Raw genomic sequence first — 25924 nt, forward strand, 5'->3', positions numbered from 1 at the left:
TGAACGCATGCGATCAGCCGTCATCATCGATGCCGTGCGCACCCCCTCGGGGCGCGGCAAGCCCGGGGGCGCGCTCAGCGGCATCCACCCCGTCGACCTCGCCGCGCTGACGCTGCGAGCGCTGCTCGAGCGCAACGGCCTCGAACCCGGCCGGGTCGACGACGTGATCCTCGGGTGCGTGAGCCAGGTGGGGGAGCAGGGCATGAACGTCGCCCGGCGGGCGGTGCTCGCGGCCGGGTTTCCCGAGACGGTGCCGGCGACGAGCATCGACCGGCAGTGCGGATCGAGCCAGCAGGCGGCGCACTTCGCCGCGCAGGGGGTGATGGCGGGCGCCTACGACATCGTCATCGCGGGCGGTGTCGAGTCGATGAGCCGCGTGCCCCTCGGGTCGTCCACGTCGAGCGGTTCGCCGATCTCGCCCGCGATGCGCGGGCGCTACCCCGACGGCCTCGTGAACCAGGGTGTCTCGGCCGAGCTGATCCCGGCCCGCTGGGGGCTCGATCGCGACGCGCTCGACGCGTATGCCGCGGCATCCCACGCCCGGGCGGTGGATGCCGCGGCCCGCGGCCTCTTCGACGGCCAGATCGTCCCCGTTCCCGCGCCCGAGGGCCCCGTGACCGCGGACGAGACCATCCGCCCCGCGACGACCGTCGAGGGTCTCCGCGCGCTCGGACCGGCGTTCCGCACCGATGCGATGGCCGAGCGCTTCCCCGACCTCGACTGGCGCATCACGGCCGGATCGTCCTCACCGCTGACCGACGGTGCCTCCGCCGTGCTGATCATGGGGGAGGACGTCGCGGCGGCGCTGGGCCTGCGGCCCCGCGCCCGCTTCCACGCCTTCGCGGTCGTCGGCGACGACCCGCTCATGATGCTGACGGGGCCGATCCCCGCGACCCGGCGCGTCCTCGACCGGGCAGGACTCTCGATCGACGACATCGACGCGTTCGAGGTGAACGAGGCGTTCGCGTCGGTGCCGCTGGTGTGGCTCCGCGAGCTCGGGGCGGATGCCGGGCGCACGAACGCCTGGGGAGGTGCGATCGCGCTCGGCCACGCCCTCGGGTCGTCGGGCACGCGCCTGCTCGGCACGCTCCTGGCGCGCCTCGAGCACGACGGCGGCCGTTTCGGCCTGCAGACCATGTGCGAGGGCGGCGGGCTCGCGAACGCGACGATCATCGAGCGCCTCTAGCGCCGCCCCCGCGCCCGCCGGCGCTCCGCCCGCGCCGCCCCGCCCGCCGGCGCTCCGCCCGCCGGCGCTCGCCTGTCACGAACCGCGCGCGCGGGTGCCGTCGGGGAGCGGGTTGCGACAGGGGAGCACCGTGATCCGGGCGGGGGTGGGGGTGACGCGGGCGTGCGCCGGCCCGGAATAGACTCGTCGGGGCGGAGGAGCGGCATGAGGATCATCGTCCCGGTCAAGGGTGTCCCCGATACGTGCGGGGATCGTGCGTCCTCGCTCGAGGCGCGGAAGAGCCGGGCGGCGTGACCTATCTGCGACGCGGCCTGCCGCGCACGCCCGGCGACGAGCCATGGCCGGATGCCGCGCTCCCCGCCACGACCGAGCCGATCCCGTCCCCCGAGGACGACGCCCCCGCGGCCCCGTCGGCCGCCGGCGACGACTCGCGAGACGCATCGCCGGCACCCCGGGCCGATCTCGATCGGCCGCTCCCCTTCACCCGCACGGCGTGGGCGGGCGCCGCCGCCATCCGTCCCGCGAAGGCGCCGCGGGAGGAGCCGGTCCGCATGCGCGGCCTGACCCGAGCCCAGTGGGCGATCGGGCTCCTGCTCGGCGGGGTCGCGCTCGTGTTCGCGTCCGGGATGGTCGTGGCGGCGGCGCGGTTCCTCGTGAGCCTCGACGGCGTGCGCGCGTTCCTCGCCGCCTTCCCGGGCGAGTACCCCCTTCCCGCGGGCACCGCGCCCGGCTTCCCCGCGTGGGTGCAGTGGCAGCACTTCTTCAACGCCTTCCTCATCGTGCTGATCATCCGCACGGGGCTCCAGGTGCGCACGGAGAAGCGTCCGGCGGTGTTCTGGTCCCCGCGGGGCAACCGCAAGCGCCGCATCAGCCTCGCCCTCTGGTTCCACCAGGCGCTCGACATCCTCTGGATCGTGAACGGGGTCGTCTTCGTCGTCCTGCTCTTCGCCACGGGGCACTGGGCGCGCATCGTCCCGACGAGCTGGGAGGTCTTCCCCAACGCGCTCTCGGCGGCGCTGCAGTACGCGTCGCTGAACTGGCCGACCGAGAACGGCTGGGTCAACTACAACTCGCTGCAGCAGCTGGCCTACTTCACGACGGTCTTCGTCGCGGCGCCGCTGGCCGTCGTCACCGGTGTGCGCCTGTCGGGCGTGTGGCCGAAGAACGCCGCGACGCTCAGCCGCCTGTACCCCGTCGAGTGGGCGCGGGCGCTGCACTTCCCGGTCATGCTCTACTTCGTCGCGTTCACCGTCGTGCACGTCGCGCTCGTGCTCGCGACGGGGGCGCTGCGCAATCTCAACCACATGTACGGCGGCACGGACGCGGTGAACACCGTGGGCTTCTGGATCTTCGTGGCCTCGACCGCGGTCATCGTGGCCGGCTGGATCGCGGCCCGCCCGGTGGTGCTCGCCCCCATCGCGAAGCTCTTCGGCACGGTCAAGGGACGGTGAGGGCGGGGGATAACCCTCCCCATCTTCTCCGGCTGACCCCGGCGCGCGGGCGGGGCGGCCGTCCTAGCGTGGAGCCATGTCCACTCCCGTGTCCCCCTCTCCCCGAGTCGAGGCCGTGCCGCCGCACGCCGACGCGGCGCCGGGCCCCGCGCCCGCCGCCCGCCCCGCGCGCGACGGGATCTTCCGCCCGCTCCGGGTCGCCGGCGCGATCGCGCAGCTCGCCGCGCTCGGAATCGTCGGCCCGATCGTCTTCACGATCCTGGTGTCGCTCCTCAGCATCGGCGCGAGCCTCATCCTGGTGCTGGGTCTCGGCCTCGTCTTCCTCCTCGCCTTCGTCTATGCGCTCTTCGCACTCGGGTGGCTCGAGACCGCCCGCGTCGACGGCCTGTACGACTTCGGGCTTCCCGCCCGGCGACCGCGCCGCAGCGCCAAGCCCGGCTTCGGCGGCTTCCTCCACACGGTGTGGCTGCAGTTCATCGACCCCGGCATGTGGCGGGGCGTCGCGAACTCCGCCATCGCGACGGTGCTCGGTCTCATCGTGCTGCCGCTGGCGAGCATGCTCGTGTCGGGACTCGTGCTGGCGTTCTCGCCGCTGTTCGCGGGAGGCGGCGCCGTGCGCCTGGCGGGGACCGGCATCGAGATCGGTGCCGCGTGGGCGATCCCGGGCGGCCTGCTCGCCACGGTCGTGAGCGCGGCCGCCCTCGTGGGCCTCGGCATCCTGCACGGGGTCATCTCCCGCGCGATCATGGTCCCCTCCCGGGAGGCGCAACTCGCCGAGGCGGCGCGCACGTCGAACGTGCAGCGGGCCGGGGCCGTGCGCGCCGCCGAGGTGGAGCGCACGCGCATCGAGCGCGACCTGCACGACGGCGTCCAGCCTCGACTGGTGTCGGTCGGAATGACGCTGGGGCTGGCGCAGCAGAAGGTCGAGACCGACCCGGCGGCCGCGAAGGAGCTCATCGCCGAGGCGCACACCTCGACGAAGGCGGCCATCACCGAGCTGCGCCAGCTGGCCCGCGGCATCCACGCCTCGGTGCTCGACGACCGGGGACTGGATGCCGCGCTGTCGGCGCTGGCCGCCAGGTCGCACGTGCCGGTGACGCTCGATGTCCGCCTGGGCGCACGCTGCAGCCGCACGGCCGAGGCCGCCGCGTACTTCTGCATCGCGGAGGCGCTCACCAACGCCGCGAAGCACTCGCGGGGCAGCGAGTGCCGTGTGCTCGTGCGGGAACGCGAGGGCGGGATTCTCTGGGCCCGCGTCGAGGACAACGGCATCGGCGGCGCCCGGGTCGTCCCGGGCGGCGGGCTCGACGGCATCGCCAATCGAGTGCTGGCGGCGGGCGGGCAGTTCCGTCTGGACAGCCCCGCGGGCGGACCCACGACGGTGGAGGTGAGCATTCCGTGCGCATCCTGATCTGCGAGGACTCCGTCCTCCTGCGCGAGGGCCTGATCCGCCTGCTCGAGGACGCGGGGCACGAGATCGTCGCCGCGCTGCCCGACGCGGCCGGTCTCGCCGCGGCGGTGGCCGAGTCTTCCCCCGACCTCTGCATCCTCGACGTGCGCCTGCCGCCGACCTTCACCGACGAGGGCGTGCGTGCCGCGCTGCGCCTGCGCGCCGCGCGCCCCGACCTCGCCGTGCTCGTCCTCTCGCAGTACGTCGAGGAGCGGTACGCCAGCGACCTCATCGCGGGCAAGGGCGGCGCGCTCGGGTACCTGCTGAAGGACCGGGTGGCGGATGTCGCGGAGTTCGTCGAGACCGTCGCCCGCATCGGCGGCGGGGCCACCGTGTTCGACCCGGAGGTCGTCGCCCAGCTGCTGAGCCGCCGCCCGCTCGATGCGAAGATGCGCCGGCTCACCGACCGCGAGTCGACCGTGCTCTCGCTCGTCGCGGAGGGGCGGTCCAACCAGGCGATCGCCCAGACGCTGCACATCACGGAGGGCAGCGTCGAGAAGCACATCACCTCGGTGTTCGCCAAGCTCGAGCTCGAGCAGGACGACTCCGGAAACCGGCGAGTGCTCGCGGCCCTCGCCCATCTCGAACACGGCGGCCACGCGCCGCAGACTGGAACAGGAGCACCCCGATGAGCACGACGCTCACGCCCCCGCCGAACGCCCCGGCCACCCCGCCGCCGCCCGGCCCCTCCGGGGAGCCGCCCCGCATGTCGCGTCCGGCGGCCCGGGTCGTCGCGATCCTCACGATCGTGCTCGGCACCCTCGTGCTCGCGGGTGCCGCACTCGCCGCCGTCTTCTCGACGGTCTTCGCCGCCGCAGTGCACACCGACAGCCGCACCGCGGATGCCGCTGGCATCACCGAACTCGACGTCGATGTGTCGGCCGGCTCGTTCGAGCTCGTCTTCGGCGACGTCGACGAGGCCGTCCTCGAGGTCACGAGCGGAGCCGGAGCCGACCGGTGGCGACTCGAACGCGATGCCGGCACCCTCGTCGTCGACTCGCCCCGCGCCCTCTTCGGGGGCTGGCTGTTCGGCGGAAGCGGGCACGCGGTCCTCACGCTCCCCGCCGCACTGGAGCGGACGACGCTGGACGCGACGTACTCCCTCTCCGCCGGCGACCTCGACGCGCAGGGACGCTACGGCGACCTGTCCGTGGAGATGGGGGCCGGCGCGATGCGCATCGAGGGGTCGGCCCGCGAGGTCGACGCCGACGTGAGCGCGGGGCGCGCGGACCTGCTCCTCTCCGGCGTCTCGCGGGCGGACCTGGCCGTGTCGGCGGGCCAGCTCGTCGGGGTGCTCCGCGGCGACGCGCCGGATGCCGTGGGCATCGACGTGAGCGCCGGCTCGCTCGAGCTCACCCTGCCGGATGCCGCCTACGACGTGCGAGCCGAGGTCTCGGCCGGCGAGCTCGACAACCGCCTCGAGACGGCCGCGGCGTCACCCCGGGTGATCGAGGCGACGGTCAGCGCGGGTCAGGTGATCCTGCGCAGCGCCGACTGAGCGGCGGTGCCGGCGCGGGTCAGCGGACGAGCCGGACCTCGGTGATCGTCTCGCCGAGGAACGGCTCGTCGTGGCGTGCCCCGTCCGCGGTGAAGCCGTTGCGGGCGTAGAACCGGTGCGCGCGGGGGTTGTCCTCGGCGACCCAGAGATAGACGCCTTCGCCCTCCGGCACGACGGCGTCGAAGAGCTTCTGGCCGATGCCGGTGCCGTGCCACGCGTCGAGCAGGTAGATGAAGTAGAGCTCCCGCGGGCGCGGGGCGTCCTCGTCGCGGGCGGGGCCCGCGCCGGCGAACCCGACGATCTCGCCGCCGACGAGGGCGGCGTGCTGCACGTAGTCCGGGCCCTGGTTCATCCAGTGGGTCCAGAGCTCGGCCATGCGGCGGGCCGAGACGCTCTCGAGCGCCGCCCTGCTCACGAGGTGGTCGTAGGTCTCGTGCCAGCAGGTGGCATGCACGCGACCGAGGGCTTCGGCGTCCACATCGCGGACGGGGCGGACGACGACGTCGGTGGAGAGCTCGGCTTCCATGGCCAGACTCTACGACAGGCCGCGGAAGGGGGGAAATCGATCCCCCCGGCATCCCGGGCGGGCACGGTTCTTTGTCGGAGACGGACAACCGAATGCGTGCTCGGGGGGATCCTCACTACCATCGCCCCTCGTGAACGTGATCTGGCGCACCCTGCTCGTGATCCTCGCCGCCCGCCGCGCGCTGCGTCGCGAGGGCCCGGTCGACCCCGCGGCGATCGGGCGCCTCCGGGTCACGACGCTGCCCACCGACATCGACGTGCTGCGGCACATGAACAACGGCCGCTATCTCTCCCTGTTCGATCTCGGCCGCTGGGATCTGCTCACCCGATCGGGCCTCGCCGACGCGATGCGCGCGCACGGGTGGTACGCGGTGGTCTCGAGCGAGACGGTCACCTTCCGGAAGTCGCTCGGGCTGTGGCAGCGGTTCACGATCGAGACCCGCTTCATCGGGCACGACGACCGCGCGCTGTACATGGAGCACCGCGCGATCGTGGACGGCGAGGTGTACGCCCGGGCCATCATCCGCGCCCGCATGCTCAAGCGCTCGGGGGGCACCCTCTCCCACGACGAGCTCTTCGCCGCGGTGGGCCGGCCGGAGGGCCTGCCCGACGTCCCCGAGTGGGTGCACGAGTGGGCCGCGGCATCCGCCCTGCCCTCCACGCGCCGCCCCGCGCCGAGCATCTGGGACTGATCCGCCGCGCACCACGACGCCGGCCGACGCCGGACACGGATGCCGCGCCCGCGCCGTGCCCGGACGGCGACGGCCTCGCCGCATAGGCTGAGCCCATGGTGACGACCCCCGCCCCCGGGGACACCGGCAGCTCGGCCCCCGGCGATGACCTCGCCGAGCGCGCCGTGCGGCTCGCGCAGCGCTGGGTCGCGGAGAGCGCCCGGGTCGAGGCGGACCCCGCCGCGCAGCGCCTGGCCGGTGTCCTGAAAGACCGCAACGGCCTGCCGTTCACCCTCGGCTTCGTCGACGGCGTGATGCGCCCCGAGTCGCTCGTGGCCGCGGCATCCACCCTGCACCGGGTCGCGCCGCTCGTGCCCGAGTTCCTGCCGTGGTACCTGAGGGGTGCCGTGCGGATCGGCGGCGCCGTGGCGCCCGCCCTGCCCGCGCCGGTCGTGCCGATCGCCCGCCGGGTGCTGCGCGAGATGGTCGGGCACCTCGTCGTCGACGCGCGGCCCGACCGGCTCGGACCCGCGATCGCGAAGATCCGCGAGGGCGGGGCCCGGCTGAACCTCAACCTGCTCGGAGAGGCGGTTCTCGGCGAGAAGGAGGCCGCGCGCCGCCTCGACGGCATCCACGAGCTGATCCGCCGACCCGACGTGGACTACGTCTCGGTGAAGGTGTCGGCGATCGCGGGGCGCATCGCGCCGTGGGCGTTCCCCGAGACGGTCGACGACGTCGTGGCCCGCCTGCTGCCCCTGTACCTCTCCGCCGCCGAGGACGGCACCTTCATCAACCTCGACATGGAGGAGTACCGCGACCTCGACCTCACGATCGCGGTCTTCACGCGGCTGCTTGAGGACCCGCGGCTGCGCCGGCTCGAGGCCGGGATCGTGCTCCAGGCGTACCTGCCCGACGCGCTGCCCGCGCTCGACGAGCTGACCGCGTGGGCCCGGCGCCGCGTCGACGACGGCGCAGCCCGCATCAAGGTGCGCCTGGTCAAGGGGGCGAACCTCGCGATGGAGCGGGTCGACGCCCTCGTGCACGGGTGGAGCCTCGCGACGTACGACGCGAAGGTCGACACCGACGCCAACTATCTGCGCTGCCTCGACGCGGCGCTGCGCCCCGAGCGCACGCGCGCCGTGCGGCTGGGCGTCGCGGGGCACAACCTCTTCGACATCGCGCACGCGTGGCTGCTCGCGGGAGAGCGCGGGGTTCGGGGCGACGTCGACGTGGAGATGCTGCTCGGCATGGCGCAGGGCCAGGTCGAGGCCGTCTCGCGCGAGGTGGGCCCCGTGCTGCTGTACGTGCCGGTCGTGCGCCCGGACGAGTTCGACGTGGCGATCGCGTACCTCGTGCGCCGCCTCGAGGAGAACGCCTCGAGCGAGAACTTCCTCTCGGCCGCGTTCGACCTCGCGGGCGACCCCGTGCTCTGGCGACGCGAGCGCGACCGCTTCCTCGCCTCGGTCGCCCGGGCGCACACCGCCGACCTGGCCACGGGGCCGAACCGGCGTCAGGTGCGCGCGGCGTCCCCGGGTGCCGCGGATGCCGCGGCGGAGGGCCCCTCGTCGCCCGCCGACACCCCCGCCATCCGCCGTGCCCCCGCGCCCGACGCGGAGCCGGAGGCCGGCATGACGCAGGCCGTGCTCGGCATCGCGCAGGGCGCTGCCGCCGGCACGCTCGGCGAGACCGCCGCGCTCGCTCAGCCGGGCGAGCCGTTCTTCTTCGGCGGCACGCCGCTGGTCGAGACGGCCGTCTACGCCCCGCGGGAGCGCGGAGGTGCGGCGCGGGCGGGGGCCGCCGCGGGGATGCCCGGGTTCGCGAACGCCCCCGACTCCGACCCCGCCCTGCCGGCGAATCGAGAGTGGGCCCGCGAGGTGTTCGAGCGGATCCCCGCCTCGACCGCGGGGGAGCGGACGATCGGCGCCGCGCGCGTCGGCGACGTGGACGCGCTCGAGGCGATGGTGGCGCGGGTGCGGGGTGCGGCGGAGGGCTGGGGATCGCTCCCCGCGGCGGAGCGCGCCGCCGTGCTCGAGCGCGCGGCCGCCGTGCTGGAGGGGCGACGTGGCCTGCTGATCGAGGTCGCGGCATCCGAGACGGGCAAGGTCTTCGCCGAGGCCGACGCGGAGGTGAGCGAGGCCGTCGATTTCGCGCGCTACTACGCCGGCGCCGCTCGTGAGCTCGACAGCGTCTCCGGTGCGATCTTCGTGCCCTCGCGCGTGAGCGTCGTCGCCCCGCCCTGGAACTTCCCCCTCGCGATCCCGGCCGGCGGTGTCCTCGCGGCGCTCGCCGCGGGCTCGGGCGTCGTCTTCAAGCCGGCCCCGCAGGCGCGGCGGTGCGCCGCCGTGATCGCCGACGCGCTCTGGGACGCCGGGGTGCCGCGAGACGTGCTGGCACTCGCCGACATCGACGAGGGCGACCTCGGGCGCGAGCTCATCTCGCACCCCGACGTCGACCGCGTCATCCTCACCGGCTCGTGGGACACCGCGGCGCTGTTCCGGTCGTGGCGAGCCGACCTGCCCCTGCTGGCCGAGACCAGCGGCAAGAACGCCATGATCATCATGCCCTCGGCCGACCTCGACCTCGCTGCGGGCGACCTCGTGCGCAGCGCGTTCGGGCACGCGGGGCAGAAGTGCTCCGCGGCATCCCTCGCGATCCTCGTCGGTCCCGTCGGGCGCTCGAAGCGGTTCGCCCGCCAGCTGGTGGATGCCGCGACCTCGCTCCGCGTCGGCTTCCCCCACGACCCGCGAGCGGAGGTCGGTCCCGTCATCGAGCCGCCCAGCGGGAAGCTGCAGTGGGCGCTCACGACCCTCGACGAGGGCGAGCGGTGGCTCGTGGAGCCCCGCCCGCTCGATGCGCAGCGACGGCTGTGGAGCCCCGGCATCCGCACGGGCGTGGAACCCGGCTCGCGGTTCCACCGCGAGGAGTTCTTCGGCCCCGTCCTCGGCATCATGCACGCCGCGACCCTCGACCAGGCGATCGATCTGCAGAACGCCGTCGACTACGGGCTGACGGCGGGCCTCTACACGCAGAGCCCCGACGACCTCGCGCGGTGGATCGGGCGCGTGGAGGCAGGCAACCTCTACGTGAACCGCGGGATCACGGGCGCCATCGTGCAGCGCCAGCCCTTCGGAGGCTGGAAGCGGTCGTCGGTGGGCCCGGGGACGAAGGCCGGGGGGCCCAACTACCTCATGGGTCTCGGCTCCTGGCGCGCGAGCGCCGGCAAGCCCTCGTCGTCGCTGCACCTGCGCGGGCTCGATTCGCGGCTCACGGCGGTCATCGAGGCGGCGCAGGCGACCCTCGACTACGAGGGCTTCGACTGGCTGCGCCGCGGTGCGCTCTCCGACGCGGTGGCGTGGGATCGCGAGTTCGGGCAGGTGAAGGATGTCTCGGGCCTCGGCGTCGAACGCAACCTCTTCCGATACCGGCCCGTCCCCGTCGCGATCCGCGCGACGGGGGACGCGCCGTGGCGCTCGGTCCTGCGGGTCGTGCTCGCCGGCGTCAGGTCGCGGTCGCGGTTCACGCTCAGCGCCCCCGTCGGGCTCCCGGCGCCCGTGCGACGCGTGCTCGGCGAGCTCGACGTGCCGGTGTACCTCGAGACCGACGCCCAGTGGTGCGAGCGGATGTCGGGGGCGCCGCAGGTCGTGGCGGACGCCGGCGCCGAGGAGGCGCCTCGCGCCCGCCCGCCCCGGGCACGGCTGGTCGGGTCCGCGCAGTCCGTCGCCGCGCTGCGCGGCGACCTGGCGCGGGCGGTCGCGGGCGACCCCGATCTCGCGGTGTACGCCGACGAGGTCACGACCGCCGGGCGCATCGAGCTGCTCCCGTTCCTGCGGGAGCAGGCGATCGCGATCACGGCCCACCGCTTCGGGGCGCCCGACCCGTGGAGCGCCGACGTCATCTGACACCGGAGGCGCGGACCCTCGCGAGTCGCAGGGGCAGCGTGAGAGAATGACCGCGGCGTGCTCGTGCCGACCTTTCCTCTCCGCTTCACCGGGGCGCAGAGTCGAAGGGCCGTCGGGCCTCTGGACAGCGTCCGCCGCACCTCGACGAAGGAGCGACAGATGAGCCCCCGACCCCTGCCTACCGAAAGCGCACCCGAGGCCACCGCGGGGCGCACCGCGCATCGCCGGCGGTACCTCATGTGCCGGCCCGAGCATTTCACCGTCAGCTACACGATCAACCCGTGGATGCAGCCCGCCCTCCCGACCGACACGGCGACCGCGCTGCGCCAGTGGCAGACGCTATACGACACGTATGTCTCACTCGGCCACGAGGTGGAGCTGATCGACCCCGTGCCGGGCCTGCCCGACATGGTCTACACCGCCAACGGCGGCTTCCTCATCGACGGTGTCGCCTACGGCGCGAAGTTCCGCTTCGCCGAGCGGGCGCCGGAGGCGGCGCACTTCACCGAGTGGTTCGCCGCGAACGGGTTCGAGGTGGCTGAGGCGCGCGAGGTCAACGAGGGCGAGGGCGACTTCCTGCTGGTCGGCGAGACGATCCTCGCCGGCACCGGATTCCGCTCCACCGGCGACAGCCACCGCGAGGTGGGCGAGGTCTTCGCCCGCGAGGTCGTGAGCCTCACCCTCACCGATCCGCGGTTCTACCACCTTGACACCGCGATCGCCGTGCTCGACCCCGTCGAGGGCGCGCACCGCGGCGGCCCCGACCGCGCGAACATCGCCTACCTGCCGCACGCCTTCGACGCCGTGAGCCGGGCGATCCTCGCCGAGCGCTATCCCGATGCGATCCACGTCGCCGAGGCCGACGGAGACGTGTTCGGGCTGAACTCCGCCAGCGACGGCCGCCACGTGCTGATCTCCCCGCGCGCGACCGGCTTCGAGGCGCAGCTGCGCGAACGCGGCTACGAGCCCGTGCTCGTCGACCTGTCCGAACTGCTGCTGGGCGGCGGCGGGATCAAGTGCTGCACGCTCGAACTCCGAGGAGGAACCCGATGAGCGCACCCGTGCGGGATTCCCAGACCGCCGCCCTGATCGCGGTGGAGGACGCGCACCTCGCCCACAACTACCACCCGCTCCCCGTCGTCATCACGCGCGGCGAGGGCGCGTGGGTGACGGATGTCGAGGGCAAGCGCTACCTCGATCTGCTCTCCGCCTACTCGGCGCTGAACTTCGGGCACTCCCACCCGGCCATCCTCGCGGCCGCGCGCGATCAGCTCGACCGCCTGACGCTCACCAGTCGCGCCTACCACAACGACCGCCTCGCCCCCTTCGCGCAGGCGCTCGCCGACCTGGCGGGCAAGGACATGGTGCTGCCCATGAACACGGGCGCCGAAGCCGTCGAGACGGGCATCAAGGTCGCGCGCGCGTGGGGCTACCGCGTCAAGGGCATCGCGCCGGATGCCGCCACCGTCGTCGTCGCGCACGGCAACTTCCACGGGCGCACGACGACGATCGTCGGCTTCAGCGACGACCCCGACGCCCGCGAGGGATTCGGGCCGTTCGCGCCCGGCTTCGTGCACGTGCCGTTCGGGGATGCCGCCGCCCTCGCGGCCGCGATCGACGAGAACACGGCGGCCGTGCTGCTCGAGCCCATCCAGGGCGAGGCCGGCGTCGTCATCCCGCCCGAGGGCTACCTGCGCGAGGTGCGCCAGATCACCCGCGAGCGGGGGGTGCTGATGATCGCGGACGAGATCCAGTCGGGCCTCGGACGGGTCGGGACCACGTTCGCGTGCGATCGGGAGCAGGTCGTGCCCGACGTGTACCTCCTGGGCAAGGCGCTCGGCGGCGGCATCCTGCCCCTCTCCGCCGTCGTCGCAGACGCCGACGTGCTCGGCGTGATCCGCCCGGGCGAGCACGGATCGACGTTCGGCGGCAACCCGCTCGCCGCCGCCGTGGGCCTGCAGGTGGTGGAGATGCTCGCCTCGGGCGAGTTCCAGACGCGTGCCGCCGCCCTCGGGCAGCACCTCGAGACGAAGCTCGCGGAGTTCGCGGGGCGGGGCGTGACCGCCGTCCGCGTGGCGGGCCTGTGGGCGGGGATCGACATCGATCCCGCGCGCGGCACGGGGCGGGAGGTCGCCGAACGGCTCCTCGCCCGGGGCGTGCTCGTCAAGGACACCCACGGCCAGACGATCCGGATCGCGCCACCCCTCGTCGTGCGGGCGACCGAGCTGGACTGGGCGCTCGAGCAGCTCCGTGTCGTGCTCGCCGGCTGAGGCGGCACGGTCGCCATAATGCGACGGTGGTCCGGGACGAGCACGAGGAGACACCCGACTGACGCCATGACGCCGTGCGCGGCATCCGCCGGCCGAGACCCGCGCGGATGACGCGGCCTTCCGCTCTTCGGAAACGACCCTGCGTCCAGGGGCGGCGGCCGTGGCATCCTGACGACGTCGCCGCCCCGGAGCAGCCCTGCTCCCCGTCAGATCGGAGCACGTCATGAGCGATGTCGCAGACGCCGCGAGCGTGGATGCCGCGCTCGCGCAGTTCTCGGAGATGATGGCCGCCGACGGCTACGTGCTGTCGTGGCAGCCCGTGCAGGAGGACCGCATCGTCGTGCGCATCGACGCGACAGACGGCGCCTGCGCCGACTGCCTCGTGCCGCAGAAGGTGATGGAGGCGATCATGTCGCAGGCGCTCGAGCCGACGCCCTTCGCCCTCGATCACGTCGTGCTTCCCGAGGGCGCCGCCCACTAGCGAGCCGGTCGGGCGCTGCCGCGACCGGGGCGGGCCTGCTCACCGCACCGAGACCGACACCTCGTGCCACCCGGTCGCGCCGTCGGGCACGACGCCGACGCGCTCGGATGTCTGGGTCTGCCCCTCCGCGTTGGTAACGCGGCACCGCACGGTGTGCTCGCCGGTGGTCGCCTCCCACGGGATGCTCCACTGCACCCAGGTGTCGTCCGAGATCGCGCTCGCGAGGGTCGCCGACCGCCACGGCCCCTCGTCGACCTGCACCTCGACACCCGCGACGCCCGTGTGCTGCTGCCACGCGACGCCCGCGACGACGCGGTTTCCGGCATCCACGGCGGCGCCGCGGCGGGGGACGTCGATGCGCGACTGGAGCTTGACGGGACCCCGCTCCGACCATCCGCGGTCGGTCCAGTAGGCGCGCGCACGATCGAAGCGCGTCACCTCCAGCTCGGTCACCCACTTCGTCGCCGAGACGTAGCCGTAGAGCCCCGGAACGACCATCCGCACGGGGAAGCCGTGCTCGGCGGGCAGGGGCTCGCCGTTCATCCCGACCGCGAGGAGGGCGTTGCGGTCGTCGGTGAGCGCCTCGAGCGGGCTCGATGCGGTGAACCCGTCGATCGAGCGGGAGAGCACCATGTCGGCGTCCTCCCGCACTCCGGCGCGCGCGAGCAGCTCGTCCCAGCGCAGCACGACCTCGCGGTCGACGAGGCCGTGGATGCGCAGCGACCAGTCCGCGGGGGCGATGTCGGGCACGACGAGGGCGGTGTCGATGCGGTAGAACTGCGCGTTCGGCGTGACCACGGGCGCAAGCCCGTCGATGCCCAGTTCGGCTCCGGCAGGGACCTCGGGCGCGGCGGTGGCGGGGACCGGAAGGCGGACGGCCTCACGAACGGCCGACGCCGCCGAGCGCCCGGCGCGCACGGCCGTCGCGCCGATCGCGGCCGCGATCGTCACGGCCGCCGCGATGCCGGCGGTGATGAGGAAGCGGCGCCTCGAGGCATCCTCCGTCGGCCCCGGGAGGGGATCGGAGCGGCGGATGAGGACCGACAGCACGCGGCGGTGAGCTCGCCCAGGGCCGTGCCGGTCGCCGCGGCGACGATCCCCGCCACCGCGGAGCCGATGCCCCCCGGCGTGCGTCGGGGCGCATCCGTGCGTGCTTCGACAGCCGTCGCCATGGCGGAAGCCTACGTCCGCGCGCACCGGCCCCGGCCCGCCGCCGGGAAACACCCAGGCAACATGCCCCGGACTAGGCTCGCAGCATGGGTGACCTCTTCGACGGCTACGGCTCCACTCTCGCGCCGCGCAAGACTCCCCAGGGTCTCCCCGCCTTCGACGAGATGTTCGGATCGCCGTCGCATCCCGGCGCGCTCGCGGAATCGCGCGACGCGTACCGCGAGCTCTATCACGCCCTCGCGAGGATGACGCAGGAGGAGCTGCGCGGGCGCACCGACTCCCTCGCGAGCTCCTATCTCGCGCAGGGCGTGACGTTCGACTTCGCCGGCGAGGAGCGGCCCTTCCCCCTGGATGCGGTGCCCCGCGTGATCGACTTCGACGAGTGGTCCGAGGTCGAGGCGGGCATCAAGCAGCGCGTGCGGGCGCTCGAGGCCTTCCTCGACGACGTCTACGGTCGCCAGAACTGCGTGCGCGACGGGGTCGTCCCCGCGCAGCTCATCGCCTCGTCGCAGTACTTCTACCGCCAGGCCTACGGCATCCACTCGGCCAACGGCGTGCGCATCCAGGTGTCGGGGATCGACCTCATCCGCGACGAGCACGGCAAGATGCGCGTGCTCGAGGACAACGTGCGCGTGCCGAGCGGCGTCAGCTACGTCATCTCCAACCGCCGCGTGATGGCGCAGACCTTGCCGGAGCTCTTCGTCTCGATGCGGGTGCGGCCTGTGGGCGACTACCCCAACAAGCTGCTCGCGGCGCTGCGCGCCTCGGCCCCGCCCGGCACCGACGAGCCGAACGTGGTCGTGCTCACCCCCGGCGTCTACAACTCCGCGTACTTCGAGCACACCCTGCTCGCCCGGCTCATGGGGGTGGAGCTCGTCGAGGGCCGCGACCTGCTGTGCATGGGCGGCAAGGTATTCATGCGCACCACGCGCGGGCCGAAGCGCGTCGACGTGATCTACCGGCGGGTCGACGACGACTTCCTCGACCCGCTGCAGTTCCGCGCCGACTCCATGCTCGGCGCGCCGGGGCTCATGCTCGCCGCGCGCCTGGGCAACGTGACGATCGCCAACGCGGTCGGCAACGGCGTGGCCGACGACAAGCTCCTCTACACCTACACCCCCGACCTCATCCGCTACTACCTCTCCGAGGAGCCGATCCTCCCGATCGTCGACACGTGGCGGCTCGAGGAGCCCGAGGCGCTGGAGGAGGTGCTCGACCGCCTCGACGAGCTCGTCGTGAAGCCGGTCGACGGCTCCGGCGGCAAGGGTCTGGTCGTGGGGCCCGATGCCTCGCGCGCCGAGCTCGACGCCCTGCGTACCCGCCTGCTGGCCGACCCCCGCGGCTGGATCGCGCAGCCGGTGGTCATGCTCTCGACGATCCCGACCCTCGTGGAGGACGGCATGCGCCCGCGGCACGCCGATCTGCGCCCGTTCGCCGTCAACGACGGCGACGATATCTGGGTGCTGCCGGGCGGCCTCACGCGCGTCGCCCTCCCGGAGGGGCAGCTCGTGGTCAACTCCAGCCAGGGCGGCGGGTCGAAGGACACGTGGGTCGTGGGAGGCTCGGCGCCCGCGCACGTCGAGTACGGGCAGGGGCAGGGGCTCGCGGGCCTCGTCGCCGATCAGGCGGCGACCGTGACGGCGGCGATCCCGATCATCTACGACGAGGCCGACCACCCCGGCGTCGACCACTCTCCTCAGGATCGTCCGCGCTCGCGCGTCGAGCAGCAGGAACAGCAGCAGCAGGCGAGCGACGCCGCGCCGTCGGATGACGAGGACGGTGCCCCCTCATGCTGAGCCGCATCGCGGAATCCCTCTTCTGGATCGGTCGCTACATCGAGCGCAGCGACGGAACCGCCCGCATCCTGGACGTGCACCTGCAGCTCCTGCTCGAGGACCCGTGGATCAACGAGGACACCGCCTGCCGGTCGCTGCTGTCGGTCATGGGCACGGTCGTCGCCTCGGACGACGCGGCGACGGTCACGCGCGAGGACGTGCTCTCCCGCCTCGCGGTGGACCGGATGAACCCCGCGAGCATCGTCTATTCGCTCAACGCGGCTCGCGAGAACGCCCGGCGGGCGCGCGAGATCGTCTCGACGGAGCTCTGGGAGTGCCTCAACACGACGAACGCCCGGATGCCGAGGCGCCTGCAGGTCGACAAGGTGCACGAGTTCTTCCAGTGGGTTCGCGAGCGGGCCGCGCTCGCGGTCGGGGTCATGGACTCCTCCACGAGCCGCGATGAGGCGTGGCAGTTCTTCGCGCTGGGCCGCGCGATCGAGCGCGCCGACATGACCGCGCGCCTGCTCGCGACCCGATCGCTGACGGAGGTCTCCGGCCCCTCCTGGACGACGATCCTCCGCTCGTGCGGCGCCTACGAGGCGTACCTGCGCACGTATCGGGGGATGCCGAGCGCCCGCAACGCGGCGGAGTTCCTCCTGCTCGACCGGCTCTTCCCACGCTCCATCATCTTCTCGATCCAGCGCGCCGAGGAGTGCATGAGCGCGATCGACCCGCGCGAGGACCGCGTCGGGCACTCCAATCAGGTGCTGCGAGCCCTGGGCCGCATCCGCAACGACCTGGAGTACAGCCCCATCAGCGAGATCCTCGGCGAGCTTCCCCACCACATGCTGCGGGTGCAGACCGTCACGCGCGAGGCATCCGAGGCCATCCGCCAGCGGTTCTTCCCGACGCAGGCCGAACCCAGCTGGATCGGAGAGACCTCATGAAGCGCCTTCGCATCGAGCACACGACCGGCTTCAGCTATCCGGGCGACGTCTCCGCCTCGTACAACGAGGCGCGGATGCTGCCGGGCACGACCGACAGCCAGTTCGTGCTCAGCTCGTCTCTCGATATCGATCCCTCGACCGCGGTCAACAGCTACGTGGACTACTTCGGCACGCGCGTGAGCGCCTTCGATGTGCTCTCCGGACACAAGGAGCTCAACATCACGGCGCGGTCGCTCGTCGAGGTGCGGCCCCGTCCGATCGAGCACACCGGCATCTCGTGGGATCGCCTGGTGGCCGAGAGCGCCCGCTCGATCGACACCGTCGAGCACCTGACGCAGACGCGCCGCACGACGCCGAGCGAGGAGGTCGTCGAGATCGCCCGCTCGATCGCCGGCCGCCACAGCGACCCCGGCCCCGCGGCGCACGACATCTGCATGGCGATCGGCGACGCGGTCGAGTACATGCACGGCATCACCGGCGTGCACTCCACCGCCGCGGAGGCCTGGGATGCCCGCAAGGGCGTGTGCCAGGACATCGCGCACATCGCGATCGGCGCCCTGCGCGCCGTCGGCATCCCCGCCCGTTACGTGTCTGGCTACCTGCACCCTCGGCCGAACGCCGAGGTCGGTGTCGCTGTGAGCGGCGAGTCGCACGCGTGGCTCGAGTGGTTCGCGGGGGAGTGGACCGGTTTCGACCCCACGAACAACATCGAGATCGGCGACCGGCACGTGCTCGTCGGCCGTGGCCGCGACTACAACGACGTGCCGCCGCTGCGTGGTGTCTACGCCGGCCCCTTCAAGAGTCAGCTGTTCGTGCGCGTCACGATCACCCGCGAGGCGTAGGAGCGGGGCGGGGCGCCGCCGCGGCATCCGTTCCGGGCAGGCGGATCGGGGTCGTCCCCGCGACCTCGTCGCTGAACTGCTCCGGTTCCGGGGAGACGATGCTGACGGGCGTCGTCTCGTCCAGGCTCAGCGCGAACCGACGTGTGCGGTGACGGTGCACCCGTCCGGACGCGAGCATCCACGTGATGCCCACGCCGAAGGCGACAAGACCCGCGGCCGCGCCGACGAGGATGGCCACCCGCGGGCCGAACTCGGCCGCGACCCACCCGACGATGGGGGCGCCCACGGGTGTCCCGCCCATCATGACCGCCACGTAGAGGGCCATGACGCGGCCGCGCAGCGCGGGATCTGTCGTGGTCTGCACATAGCCGTTCGCGGTCGTGAGCGCCGTGACGACCGTGAACCCGTTCACGACGAGCAGCGCCGCATACGTCCAATAGGAGGGCATCAGGGCGGATGCGCCGGAAGCCACCGCGAACCCCAGGGCGGCGAACATGACCACCCGGATGCGGGCGCGATCGCGGCGGGCGGCCATGAGGGCGCCGGCGAGGGAGCCGATCGCGAGCACCGACGACAGCAGCCCGAACCCGTCGGCCTGCTGCCCGAACTCGAGCGCCATGGTCGAGGCGAAGATGGGGAAGTTCATGCCGAAGGCGCCGATGAGGAAGACCATCGCGAAGACCACGAGCAGGTCGGGCCGCCCGGCCACGTAGCGGAAGCCGTCCGCCAGCCGAGAGCCGCCGGGCGCGTGGGCGCGCGGCACGAGCTCGCGTGAGCGGATGAGGAGCAGGGCCACCCCCGTGGCCAGGAAGGTGGCGCCGTTGGCGACGAACACCCATCCCGAGCCGACCGCGACGATCAGCACGCCCGCGACGGCCGGGCCGATCATGCGGGCGCCGTTGAACGACGCGGCGTTGAGCGCAACCGCGTTCGAGGCGTTCTCGCGGCTGACGAGGTCGGACACGAACGCCTGCCGCGCGGGGTTGTCGAAGGCCATCACGACCCCCGACAGGCCGGCGATGACGAACATCAGCGGGAGCGTCATCGCGCCCACGAGCAGCAGGATGCCGGTGCCGACCGCCAGCAGCAGCAGCGCGCCCTGCGTGAGCATGAGCAGCCGCCGCCGCTCGAACCGGTCGGCGACCCAGCCCGTGACGCTCACCAGCAGGAGGGGCGGACCGAACTGCAGCGCCATGCTGATCCCCATCGCTGCGGGATCGTTGTCGGTCAGCTCGGTGAGCACGACCCAGCTCTGGCCCGTCGCCTGCATCCACGCGCCCACGTTGGATACGAGGGCGCCGATGAACCAGACGCGGTAGTTGAAGATCGAGAACGACCGGAACATGCCCGAGCCGCCGGCGGTGCGGGGAGCGCGGGTCGTCGTCATCGCTCGGCCATCCGGGCGATCACATCCACCGCATCGCGGAGCCGGCGACGCTCGTCGCCCGACAGCTCGAGGAGGGCGTCCTCGAGCCAAGCGTCGCGGCGCCGCAGGGTCTCCTCCACCACGGCGATCCCCTCCGCGGTGAGCGCGATGTTCACCTTGCGCCGGTCGGCCTCGTCGGGGCTGCGGGAGACGAGGCCGTCCTGCTCGAGGCAGTTGACGGTGCGATTCATCGAGGGAGCCGACACGCGCTCGCGGTCGGCCAGCTCGCCGAGGGTGTGGGTGCCGTGCATCTTCAGGATGCCGAGCACCGCGAGCTGCCCGTCGCTCATCGAGTCGACCGCGCGTTCGTTTCGCAGCCGACGGGACAGGCGCACGATCGCGGATCGCAGCTGCGACGCCTCTGCGGAGAGGGGAGGCGTCGCATCGGTCATCGTGTTCGTTAGCATAGCTCATTAACGTTGCTAACGAATAGCCCGAGGAGTGCCCGATCCCGCGGCATCCGCCGGTGCCGCGCCTAGACTCGTGCCCGTGCCCGAGTTCATCGACGCCCACGGCATCGCGATCGTCTACGACGTCCATCCGGCCCGCCCGCCGATGAGGGGCGTCGTCCAGCTGCTCCACGGCGTCGGTGAGCACGCGGGTCGCTACGGCGAGCTCGTCGAGGCCCTCACCGGCGCGGGTTTCACGGTGTACGCCGACGACCACCGGGGCCACGGCCGCACCGGCATGGGCCACCACGGCGATGCGGCCCGGCTCGGGCGGCTGGGGCCCGGGGGGCTCCCGGCCGCCCTCGAGGCGGTGTGGCAGCTCAGCCGGCTGATCCGGCTCGAGAACCCAGAGGCGCCCGTCGTGCTCCTCGGGCATTCGTGGGGCTCGTTCCTCGCGCAGATGCTGCTGGACCGGCATCCGGACGCGTACGACGGCCTCGTCCTCTCGGGGTCGGCGCTGCGCTGGCCCGGTTCGCTCAACGCCGGCGACCTCAACGCCCCGTGGAAGGACGAGGACCCCACGGGTCTGGCCTGGCTGTCCTCCGACCCCGCGGTCGGCAGAGCGTTCGCCGACGATCCCCTGACGACCTCCGAGCCGCTGCGCAAGCTCTTCGGCGTCGTCGACGCCGCCCGGCTGTTCGGCCGCCCGCGGCGGGGCCTCCGGGGGCGGCGCGCGGGACGCGACATCCCGATCCTGCTGATGGTCGGCCGGGACGACACCGTGGGCGGGCCCGCCTCGGTGCACCGGCTTGCACGGGCGTATCGCGAGCGCTCCGGCTTCGACGACATCACGACGCTCGTGTATCCGCACGCCCGCCATGAGATCTTCAACGAGGTCACCGCGATCCGCGAGCAGGTGCGCGCGGACCTGCTCGCCTGGCTCGACCGCCGATTCCCCGTCGTCGACGCCGCCCTAGGCTGAGAGCATGCACGGCGAGTACAAGGTCCCCGGCGGAAAGCTCGTGGTCGTCGACCTCGACGTCAGGGAGGGGCGCATCGCGGACTTTCGTCTCGCGGGCGACTTCTTCCTCGAACCCGACACGGCGCTCGTGTCGATCGACGCCGCCGTGACGGGCCTGCCGGAGACGGCGGATGTCGCGGCCATCGCGGCGGCGATCCGCGCCGACCTCCCGGAGGGCGTGCAGATGCTCGGGTTCACTCCGGAGGCGGTGGGGACCGCCGTGCGCCGGGCGCTCGTGACGGCTCCCGGGTGGCGGGACTTCGACTGGGAGATCGTGCACGAGAAGGCGGTGTCCCCGCGGATGAACCTCGCGCTCGACGAGGTGCTCACCGCCCGCGTGGGCGACGGCCGTCGCCGCCCTACGCTGCGGATGTGGGAGTGGGACTCCTCCGCGGTCGTGATCGGCTCGTTCCAGTCGCTGCGGAACGAGGTGGACCCCGAAGGGGCCGCGCGCCACGGGTTCGACGTCGTGCGACGGATCTCGGGCGGCGGCGCCATGATGATGGCGGCGGGGCAGATCGTGACGTACTCGCTCTACGTCCCGGCATCCCTCGTGGCCGGAATGACCTTCGCCGACTCCTACGCCTTCCTCGACGACTGGGTGCTGCAGGCGCTGCGCTCGCTGGGGATCGAGGCCGTCTACCAGCCCCTCAACGACATCGCGAGCCCGACGGGGAAGATCGGCGGCGCCGCGCAGAAGCGCCTCGCGAACGGCGGCGTGCTCCACCACGCGACCCTCAGCTACGACATCGACGGCCAGACGATGACCGAGGTGCTGCGCATCGGTCGCGAGAAGCTCTCCGACAAGGGGACGGCGTCGGCGGCCAAGCGCGTCGATCCGCTCCGCAGTCAGACCGGCCTGCCCCGGGCGGAGGTCATCCAGCGGCTGCTCGACACGTTCGCGCGGCTGTACGGCGCGGAGCGGGGCACGATCACCGCCGACGAGTACGCGGAGGCGGAGCGGCTCGTGGAGGAGAAGTTCTCGACCGACGCCTGGCTGAAGCGCGTGCCGTGACCGCCGACCCCGCGCCGGCCGGATCGGGCGTAGAGATCGTCGAGGGGGACAATCTCGCCGTCATGGCGGATCTGCCCGACGGGGCGTTCACGCTCGTCTACCTCGACCCGCCGTTCAACACCGGTCGCACCCGTGAGCGCGTGTCGACGACGACGACGGTGGCGGGCGACGTGCAGTCCGGCTTCCGCGGCCGGGGCTACGAGCGGGTGCGCACCCTCCTGAAGATCTACGACGACACCTTCGACGACTACTGGGGGTACCTCGCGCCGCGGCTCGTCGAGGCGTGGCGCCTCCTCGCCGACGACGGCACGCTGTATCTGCACCTGGACTACCGCGAGGCGCACTACGCCAAAGTGATGCTCGATGCGCTGGTCGGCCGCGACCGCTTCCTCAACGAGATCATCTGGGCCTACGACTACGGCGCCAAGCCGCGCAGCCGATGGCCGAGCAAGCACGACACGATCCTCGTCTACGTGAAGAACCCCGGGGCGCACGTCTTCGACGTCGACGCCATCGAGCGCGAGCCCTACATGGCGCCCGGGCTCGTCACCCCCGAGAAGGCGGCGCGGGGCAAGCTGCCGACCGATGTGTGGTGGCACACGATCGTCCCCACGGGCGGACGCGAGCGCACCGGCTACCCGACGCAGAAGCCCGAGGGCATCCTGCGCCGCATGATCCAGGCATCCACGCGCCCCGGCGACGTCGTGCTCGACCCCTTCGCCGGCAGCGGCACGACCGGCGCCGTCGCTTCCGCCCTCGGGCGGCGCGGCGTGCTCATCGACGCCCACCCCCACGCGATCGACGTCATGGCGAGGCGGATGCCGGGGGCGGCGGTGCGCCGTATCGCGGACGGCGACGACGCCGCCGTCACGGCGTAGACACGCGCGCGCGGCGGTTCCGCCGCCGGCGTCGCCGCCCGGCACTACGCTTCCTCCATGTCCTCCCCCTCCGCCCGGCCCAACCGCGGCCCCGCCGCCGGGCCGGGGAACCGCCGCGCACTCATCGACGCCGCCCGGCGCATCTACGCGGAGACGGGATTGAGCGCACCGTTCACCTCGGTCGCCCGCGCCGCGGGCGTCGGTCAGGGGAGCCTCTACCGGCACTTCCCCGACCGCACATCGCTCGAGGTCGCGATATTCCAGGAGACCCTGGCGGCCTTCCGGGCAGACATCGCCGACGAGCGTATCGGTCTCGATGCGCTCTTCACGGCCGTCGCGGGCGAACCGGTGCTCTCGACGGTGTTCGTGCAGATGATCCGTGATTCGAAGGATGCCGAGGTGGTCGAGATCGCCGACGGGTATCAGGAGGCGTTGTCGCTGCTGCTCACGCGGGACATCGCGCGAGGTCGCGTGCGCGCCGACGTCGACGTCGACGACGTCATCCACGCCGCCAGCATGCTCGCCGGCGAGCTCACCGCGGTCCCGCTCGAGGATCGCCCCGCAGCCGCGAGCAGGGTCCGCCGCCTGATCGACGCGGCGCTCGCGGCCCGCTGAGGGATCGAACCGCGCGACGGGGACGCGGCGGCCGAGGCTCCTACGCGTCGCGCCCCGCGCCCCGCGAGGGGGTGACGGTGAAGGTGCGCGGGGCGCCGAACCCGCGACGCGCGAACGCGCGGGCCGCGGCATCCGCCACCCGCTCGACGGCGTCGCCCTCGACGAGCGCGATCGCGGCGCCGCCGAACCCGCCGCCCGTCATGCGCGCGCCGATCGCACCCGCCTCGAGGGCCGCGTCGACGGCGGTGTCGAGCTCGAGCGTCGAGATCTCGAAGTCGTCGCGCATCGAGGCGTGCGAGGCGACGAGCAGGCCCCCGATCGAGCGGGGGCCCCTGTCGCGAAGCGTGCGCACCGTGTCCTGCACCCGCTGGTTCTCCGTGACGATGTGGCGCACACGGCGGAGGGTGACGTCGTCGAGGAGGCCTCGGGCGCGCTCGAGGTCGTCCGGCAGGAGATCGCGCAGGGCGGGGACGCCCATGGCGGCCGCGCCGCGCTCGCAGGCGTCGCGACGCTCGCGGTAGCCGCCCGTCGCGTGCGAGTGCGTGACGCGCGTGTCGATCACGAGCGGCCGTAGGCCCTCCGCGTCGAAGCCGAGGTCGACGCTCTCGGTCGCCAGCGTTCGGCAGTCGAGGAAGGTCGCGGCATCCGCGCGCCCCAGCATCGACGCGACCTGGTCCATGATCCCGGTCGGCGCCCCTACGGCGTCGTTCTCGGCCACGCGGCCGACCTTCGCCAGGTCGAGCCCCGAGAGCCCGAGCTCCCAGAGGTCGTTGAGCGCGCTCGCCGCCGCACCCTCGATCGCGGCCGACGAGGAGAGGCCGGCGCCGATCGGGACGTCGGAGGCGATCGCGATGTCGACTCCGGGCAGTCCCGCGGGATCGACGCCCGTCTTCGCCAGCGCGGCCCACGCGACGCCGAGCGGGTAGGACGCCCACTCCGGGATGCCGTGGCCCGGCCGATCGAAGAGCGTCGGCAGGGCGGCGAGCGGCGCCTGCACCGGGTTCTCGTCGAACGTGGAGGCGACGCGCACCACGCCGTCGTCGCGACGCGCCACCGCCGCGTACGTGCGGTGCTCGATCGCGAACGGCAGCACGAAGCCCTCGTTGTAGTCGGTGTGCTCGCCGATCAGGTTCGCTCGCCCGGGCGCCGACCAGACGCCGTCGGGCTCGCGGCCGGTGAGCTGCTGCAGCAGCACCTCCGCCGCGGCGCGGGCGCTCATCGGGCGATCGCCTCGCGCAGGCGCTCCGCGCTCTGCTCCGGGGGGATGTCCGCGATCCACGCGCCCATGGCGGTCTCCGATCCTGCGAGGTACTTGAGCTTGTCGGCGGCGCGGCGGGGCGACGTCAGCTGCAGATGCAGCCGCACGGCATCCCGCCCGGTGTGAACCGGCGCCTGGTGCCAGGCGGCGATGTAGGGGGTGGGGGTGTCGTAGAGCGCGTCGACGCCGCGCAGCAGGCGCAGGTAGACGTCGGCGAGCTCGTCGCGCTCGGCCGCGCTCGTGGCGGCGAGGTCGGGCACGTGCCGCAGGGGGGCGAGGTGCACCTCGAGCGGCCAGCGGGCTGCGAACGGCACGTAGGCGATCCAGTGCTCCGCCTCGAGGACGACGCGGGGCCCGGCCGACTCGAAGGCGATGATGCGCTCGAAGAGGTCGGCGCCCTCGCGCTCGATCGCGGCGAGCATGCTCCTCGTGCGGGGAGTGACGTACGGGTACGAGTAGATCTGCCCGTGCGGGTGGTGCAGGGTCACACCGATCTCCTCGCCCCGGTTCTCGAACGGGAAGACCTGCTGGATGCCGGGGAGCGCCGACAGCGCCGCGGTGCGGTCGGCCCAGGCCTCGATCACGGTGCGGGCGCGCGAGGACGACTGCGTGCCGAACGATCCCTCGTGGGCGGGGGAGAAGCAGACGACCTCGCAGCGCCCCACCGAGGAACGGCTCCGGCCGAGGCCGGCGGCGTCGAGGTCGTCGAGCCCGGTGGGGGCGTCCTCGGCCAGGGGCGCGTCTCCCGTGGCGGCGGCCAGTGCCGGACCGAACGAGGGCGACTTGTTCTCGAAGACGACGACGTCGTAGAGGGAGGGGACCTCCGACGGGTTCGTCGGGGTCTGCGGCGCGAGCGGGTCGAGGTGCGCGGGCGGCAGGAACGCACGGTTCTGGCGTGCCGCGGCGACCGAGATCCAATCGCCCGTGAGCACGTCGCGGCGCATCGTGGCGGTCGCGGGCCGGGGGTCGAGCGGCCGCGGGTCGATGGCGCGCTCCGGCGGGAGAGTCGTGTCGGCGTCGTCGTAGTAGATGATCTCGCGACCGTCGGCCATGCGGGTCGCGCGGCGGACGACGCCGGCCCCGAGGGGGGTGAGGACGGTGTCGGCGGGCGCGCCCGCGTGACGGGATTCCGGAGTGTTCACGTCAACACGGTA

23 protein-coding genes are annotated in these 25924 nt (G+C 73.0%); 17 read left to right on the forward strand and 6 right to left on the reverse strand.

The window, feature by feature from the left end:
• Positions 1 to 7 precede the first annotated feature (7 nt).
• From RYJ27_RS01385 to RYJ27_RS01405, 5 genes are all read left to right on the forward strand, one after another.
• A complete protein-coding gene (locus RYJ27_RS01385) occupies positions 8 to 1186 on the forward strand; it encodes a thiolase family protein (protein WP_330171016.1) in 1179 nt (392 codons plus the stop codon).
• Between the two features lie 290 nt (positions 1187 to 1476).
• Positions 1477 to 2637 (forward strand): cytochrome b/b6 domain-containing protein, encoded by a 1161-nt coding sequence (locus RYJ27_RS01390; RefSeq protein WP_330171017.1) that lies wholly within the window; start codon positions 1477 to 1479, stop codon positions 2635 to 2637.
• A 76-nt stretch (positions 2638 to 2713) separates the two neighbouring features.
• Positions 2714 to 4048 (forward strand): sensor histidine kinase, encoded by a 1335-nt coding sequence (locus RYJ27_RS01395; protein WP_330171018.1) that lies wholly within the window; start codon positions 2714 to 2716, stop codon positions 4046 to 4048.
• Entirely contained in the window at positions 4036 to 4719 is a 684-nt protein-coding gene (locus tag RYJ27_RS01400; protein ID WP_330171019.1) for a response regulator transcription factor, read from the forward strand. The genes RYJ27_RS01395 and RYJ27_RS01400 overlap by 13 nt, the downstream gene beginning before the upstream one ends.
• Complete coding sequence (locus RYJ27_RS01405; protein WP_330171020.1) at positions 4716 to 5585, forward strand: hypothetical protein; 870 nt, start codon at positions 4716 to 4718, stop codon at positions 5583 to 5585. The genes RYJ27_RS01400 and RYJ27_RS01405 overlap by 4 nt, the downstream gene beginning before the upstream one ends.
• 19 nt (positions 5586 to 5604) lie before the next feature.
• Here the strand turns inward: RYJ27_RS01405 and RYJ27_RS01410 are convergent, their stop codons facing one another.
• Complete coding sequence (locus RYJ27_RS01410; protein WP_330171021.1) at positions 5605 to 6111, reverse strand: GNAT family N-acetyltransferase; 507 nt, start codon at positions 6109 to 6111, stop codon at positions 5605 to 5607.
• Positions 6112 to 6241: 130 nt separating this feature from the next.
• Between RYJ27_RS01410 and RYJ27_RS01415 the strand changes: the two genes are divergently transcribed.
• From RYJ27_RS01415 to RYJ27_RS01435, 5 genes are all read left to right on the forward strand, one after another.
• Positions 6242 to 6802 (forward strand): acyl-CoA thioesterase, encoded by a 561-nt coding sequence (locus RYJ27_RS01415; protein WP_330171022.1) that lies wholly within the window; start codon positions 6242 to 6244, stop codon positions 6800 to 6802.
• 95 nt (positions 6803 to 6897) lie between these two features.
• A complete protein-coding gene (locus RYJ27_RS01420) occupies positions 6898 to 10680 on the forward strand; it encodes a bifunctional proline dehydrogenase/L-glutamate gamma-semialdehyde dehydrogenase (RefSeq protein WP_330171023.1) in 3783 nt (1260 codons plus the stop codon).
• A gap of 159 nt (positions 10681 to 10839) precedes the next feature.
• The gene (ddaH, locus tag RYJ27_RS01425; RefSeq protein ID WP_330171024.1) at positions 10840 to 11733 is read left to right on the forward strand and encodes a dimethylargininase; all 894 of its coding nucleotides are present in this window, start codon (positions 10840 to 10842) and stop codon (positions 11731 to 11733) included.
• Positions 11730 to 12950, forward strand: coding sequence for an ornithine--oxo-acid transaminase (rocD, locus tag RYJ27_RS01430; RefSeq protein WP_330171025.1), 1221 nt, complete (start codon positions 11730 to 11732; stop codon positions 12948 to 12950). Before ddaH ends, rocD begins: the two co-directional genes overlap by 4 nt.
• Before the next feature lie 223 nt (positions 12951 to 13173).
• A complete protein-coding gene (locus RYJ27_RS01435) occupies positions 13174 to 13431 on the forward strand; it encodes a hypothetical protein (protein ID WP_330171026.1) in 258 nt (85 codons plus the stop codon).
• A 39-nt stretch (positions 13432 to 13470) separates the two neighbouring features.
• On the opposite strand, the gene RYJ27_RS01440 is transcribed toward RYJ27_RS01435, so the two are convergent.
• Entirely contained in the window at positions 13471 to 14481 is a 1011-nt protein-coding gene (locus tag RYJ27_RS01440) for a molybdopterin-dependent oxidoreductase (protein WP_422732850.1), read from the reverse strand.
• A 206-nt stretch (positions 14482 to 14687) separates the two neighbouring features.
• On the opposite strand from RYJ27_RS01440, the gene RYJ27_RS01445 reads away from it, so the two are divergent.
• The 3 genes from RYJ27_RS01445 to RYJ27_RS01455 are packed head-to-tail and all read left to right on the forward strand — an operon-like array spanning position 14688 to position 18168.
• Positions 14688 to 16397 (forward strand): circularly permuted type 2 ATP-grasp protein, encoded by a 1710-nt coding sequence (locus tag RYJ27_RS01445; protein ID WP_330171027.1) that lies wholly within the window; start codon positions 14688 to 14690, stop codon positions 16395 to 16397.
• Entirely contained in the window at positions 16391 to 17326 is a 936-nt protein-coding gene (locus RYJ27_RS01450) for an alpha-E domain-containing protein (protein ID WP_330171028.1), read from the forward strand. The genes RYJ27_RS01445 and RYJ27_RS01450 overlap by 7 nt, the downstream gene beginning before the upstream one ends.
• Positions 17323 to 18168, forward strand: a complete 846-nt coding sequence (locus tag RYJ27_RS01455; RefSeq protein WP_330171029.1) for a transglutaminase family protein — start codon at positions 17323 to 17325, stop codon at positions 18166 to 18168. The genes RYJ27_RS01450 and RYJ27_RS01455 overlap by 4 nt, the downstream gene beginning before the upstream one ends.
• Here RYJ27_RS01455 and RYJ27_RS01460 read toward each other — a convergent pair.
• Both RYJ27_RS01460 and RYJ27_RS01465 read right to left on the reverse strand, forming a co-directional pair.
• Positions 18152 to 19555, reverse strand: coding sequence for an MFS transporter (locus RYJ27_RS01460; protein ID WP_422732851.1), 1404 nt, complete (start codon positions 19553 to 19555; stop codon positions 18152 to 18154). The genes RYJ27_RS01455 and RYJ27_RS01460 overlap by 17 nt on opposite strands.
• Positions 19552 to 19986 carry a MarR family winged helix-turn-helix transcriptional regulator gene (locus RYJ27_RS01465; RefSeq protein ID WP_330171030.1) on the reverse strand — a complete coding sequence of 145 codons (435 nt, stop codon included), beginning with the start codon at positions 19984 to 19986 and terminating at the stop codon, positions 19552 to 19554. Before RYJ27_RS01465 ends, RYJ27_RS01460 begins: the two co-directional genes overlap by 4 nt.
• Before the next feature lie 97 nt (positions 19987 to 20083).
• On the opposite strand from RYJ27_RS01465, the gene RYJ27_RS01470 reads away from it, so the two are divergent.
• Genes RYJ27_RS01470 through RYJ27_RS01485 form a run of 4 tightly spaced genes read left to right on the forward strand, consistent with a single transcriptional unit; the run spans position 20084 to position 23512 of the window.
• The gene (locus RYJ27_RS01470) at positions 20084 to 20965 is read left to right on the forward strand and encodes an alpha/beta hydrolase (RefSeq protein WP_330171031.1); all 882 of its coding nucleotides are present in this window, start codon (positions 20084 to 20086) and stop codon (positions 20963 to 20965) included.
• Positions 20966 to 20969: 4 nt separating this feature from the next.
• Positions 20970 to 22019 (forward strand): lipoate-protein ligase LplAB, encoded by a 1050-nt coding sequence (locus RYJ27_RS01475; protein ID WP_330171032.1) that lies wholly within the window; start codon positions 20970 to 20972, stop codon positions 22017 to 22019.
• Positions 21998 to 22897 (forward strand): DNA-methyltransferase, encoded by a 900-nt coding sequence (locus RYJ27_RS01480; RefSeq protein WP_422732874.1) that lies wholly within the window; start codon positions 21998 to 22000, stop codon positions 22895 to 22897. The genes RYJ27_RS01475 and RYJ27_RS01480 overlap by 22 nt, the downstream gene beginning before the upstream one ends.
• A gap of 57 nt (positions 22898 to 22954) precedes the next feature.
• Positions 22955 to 23512, forward strand: a complete 558-nt coding sequence (locus RYJ27_RS01485; protein WP_330171033.1) for a TetR/AcrR family transcriptional regulator — start codon at positions 22955 to 22957, stop codon at positions 23510 to 23512.
• A 40-nt stretch (positions 23513 to 23552) separates the two neighbouring features.
• Here RYJ27_RS01485 and galK read toward each other — a convergent pair whose 3' ends face one another.
• On the reverse strand, positions 23553 to 24731 hold the full coding sequence (galK, locus tag RYJ27_RS01490) for a galactokinase (protein ID WP_330171034.1): 1179 nt from the start codon (positions 24729 to 24731) through the stop codon (positions 23553 to 23555).
• On the reverse strand, positions 24728 to 25822 hold the full coding sequence (gene galT, locus RYJ27_RS01495) for a galactose-1-phosphate uridylyltransferase (protein ID WP_330171947.1): 1095 nt from the start codon (positions 25820 to 25822) through the stop codon (positions 24728 to 24730). The genes galK and galT overlap by 4 nt, the downstream gene beginning before the upstream one ends.
• Positions 25823 to 25924 lie beyond the last annotated feature (102 nt).

It is taken from the genome of Microbacterium limosum, assembly GCF_036324365.1.
Taxonomy (GTDB): Bacteria; Actinomycetota; Actinomycetes; order Actinomycetales; family Microbacteriaceae; genus Microbacterium; species Microbacterium limosum.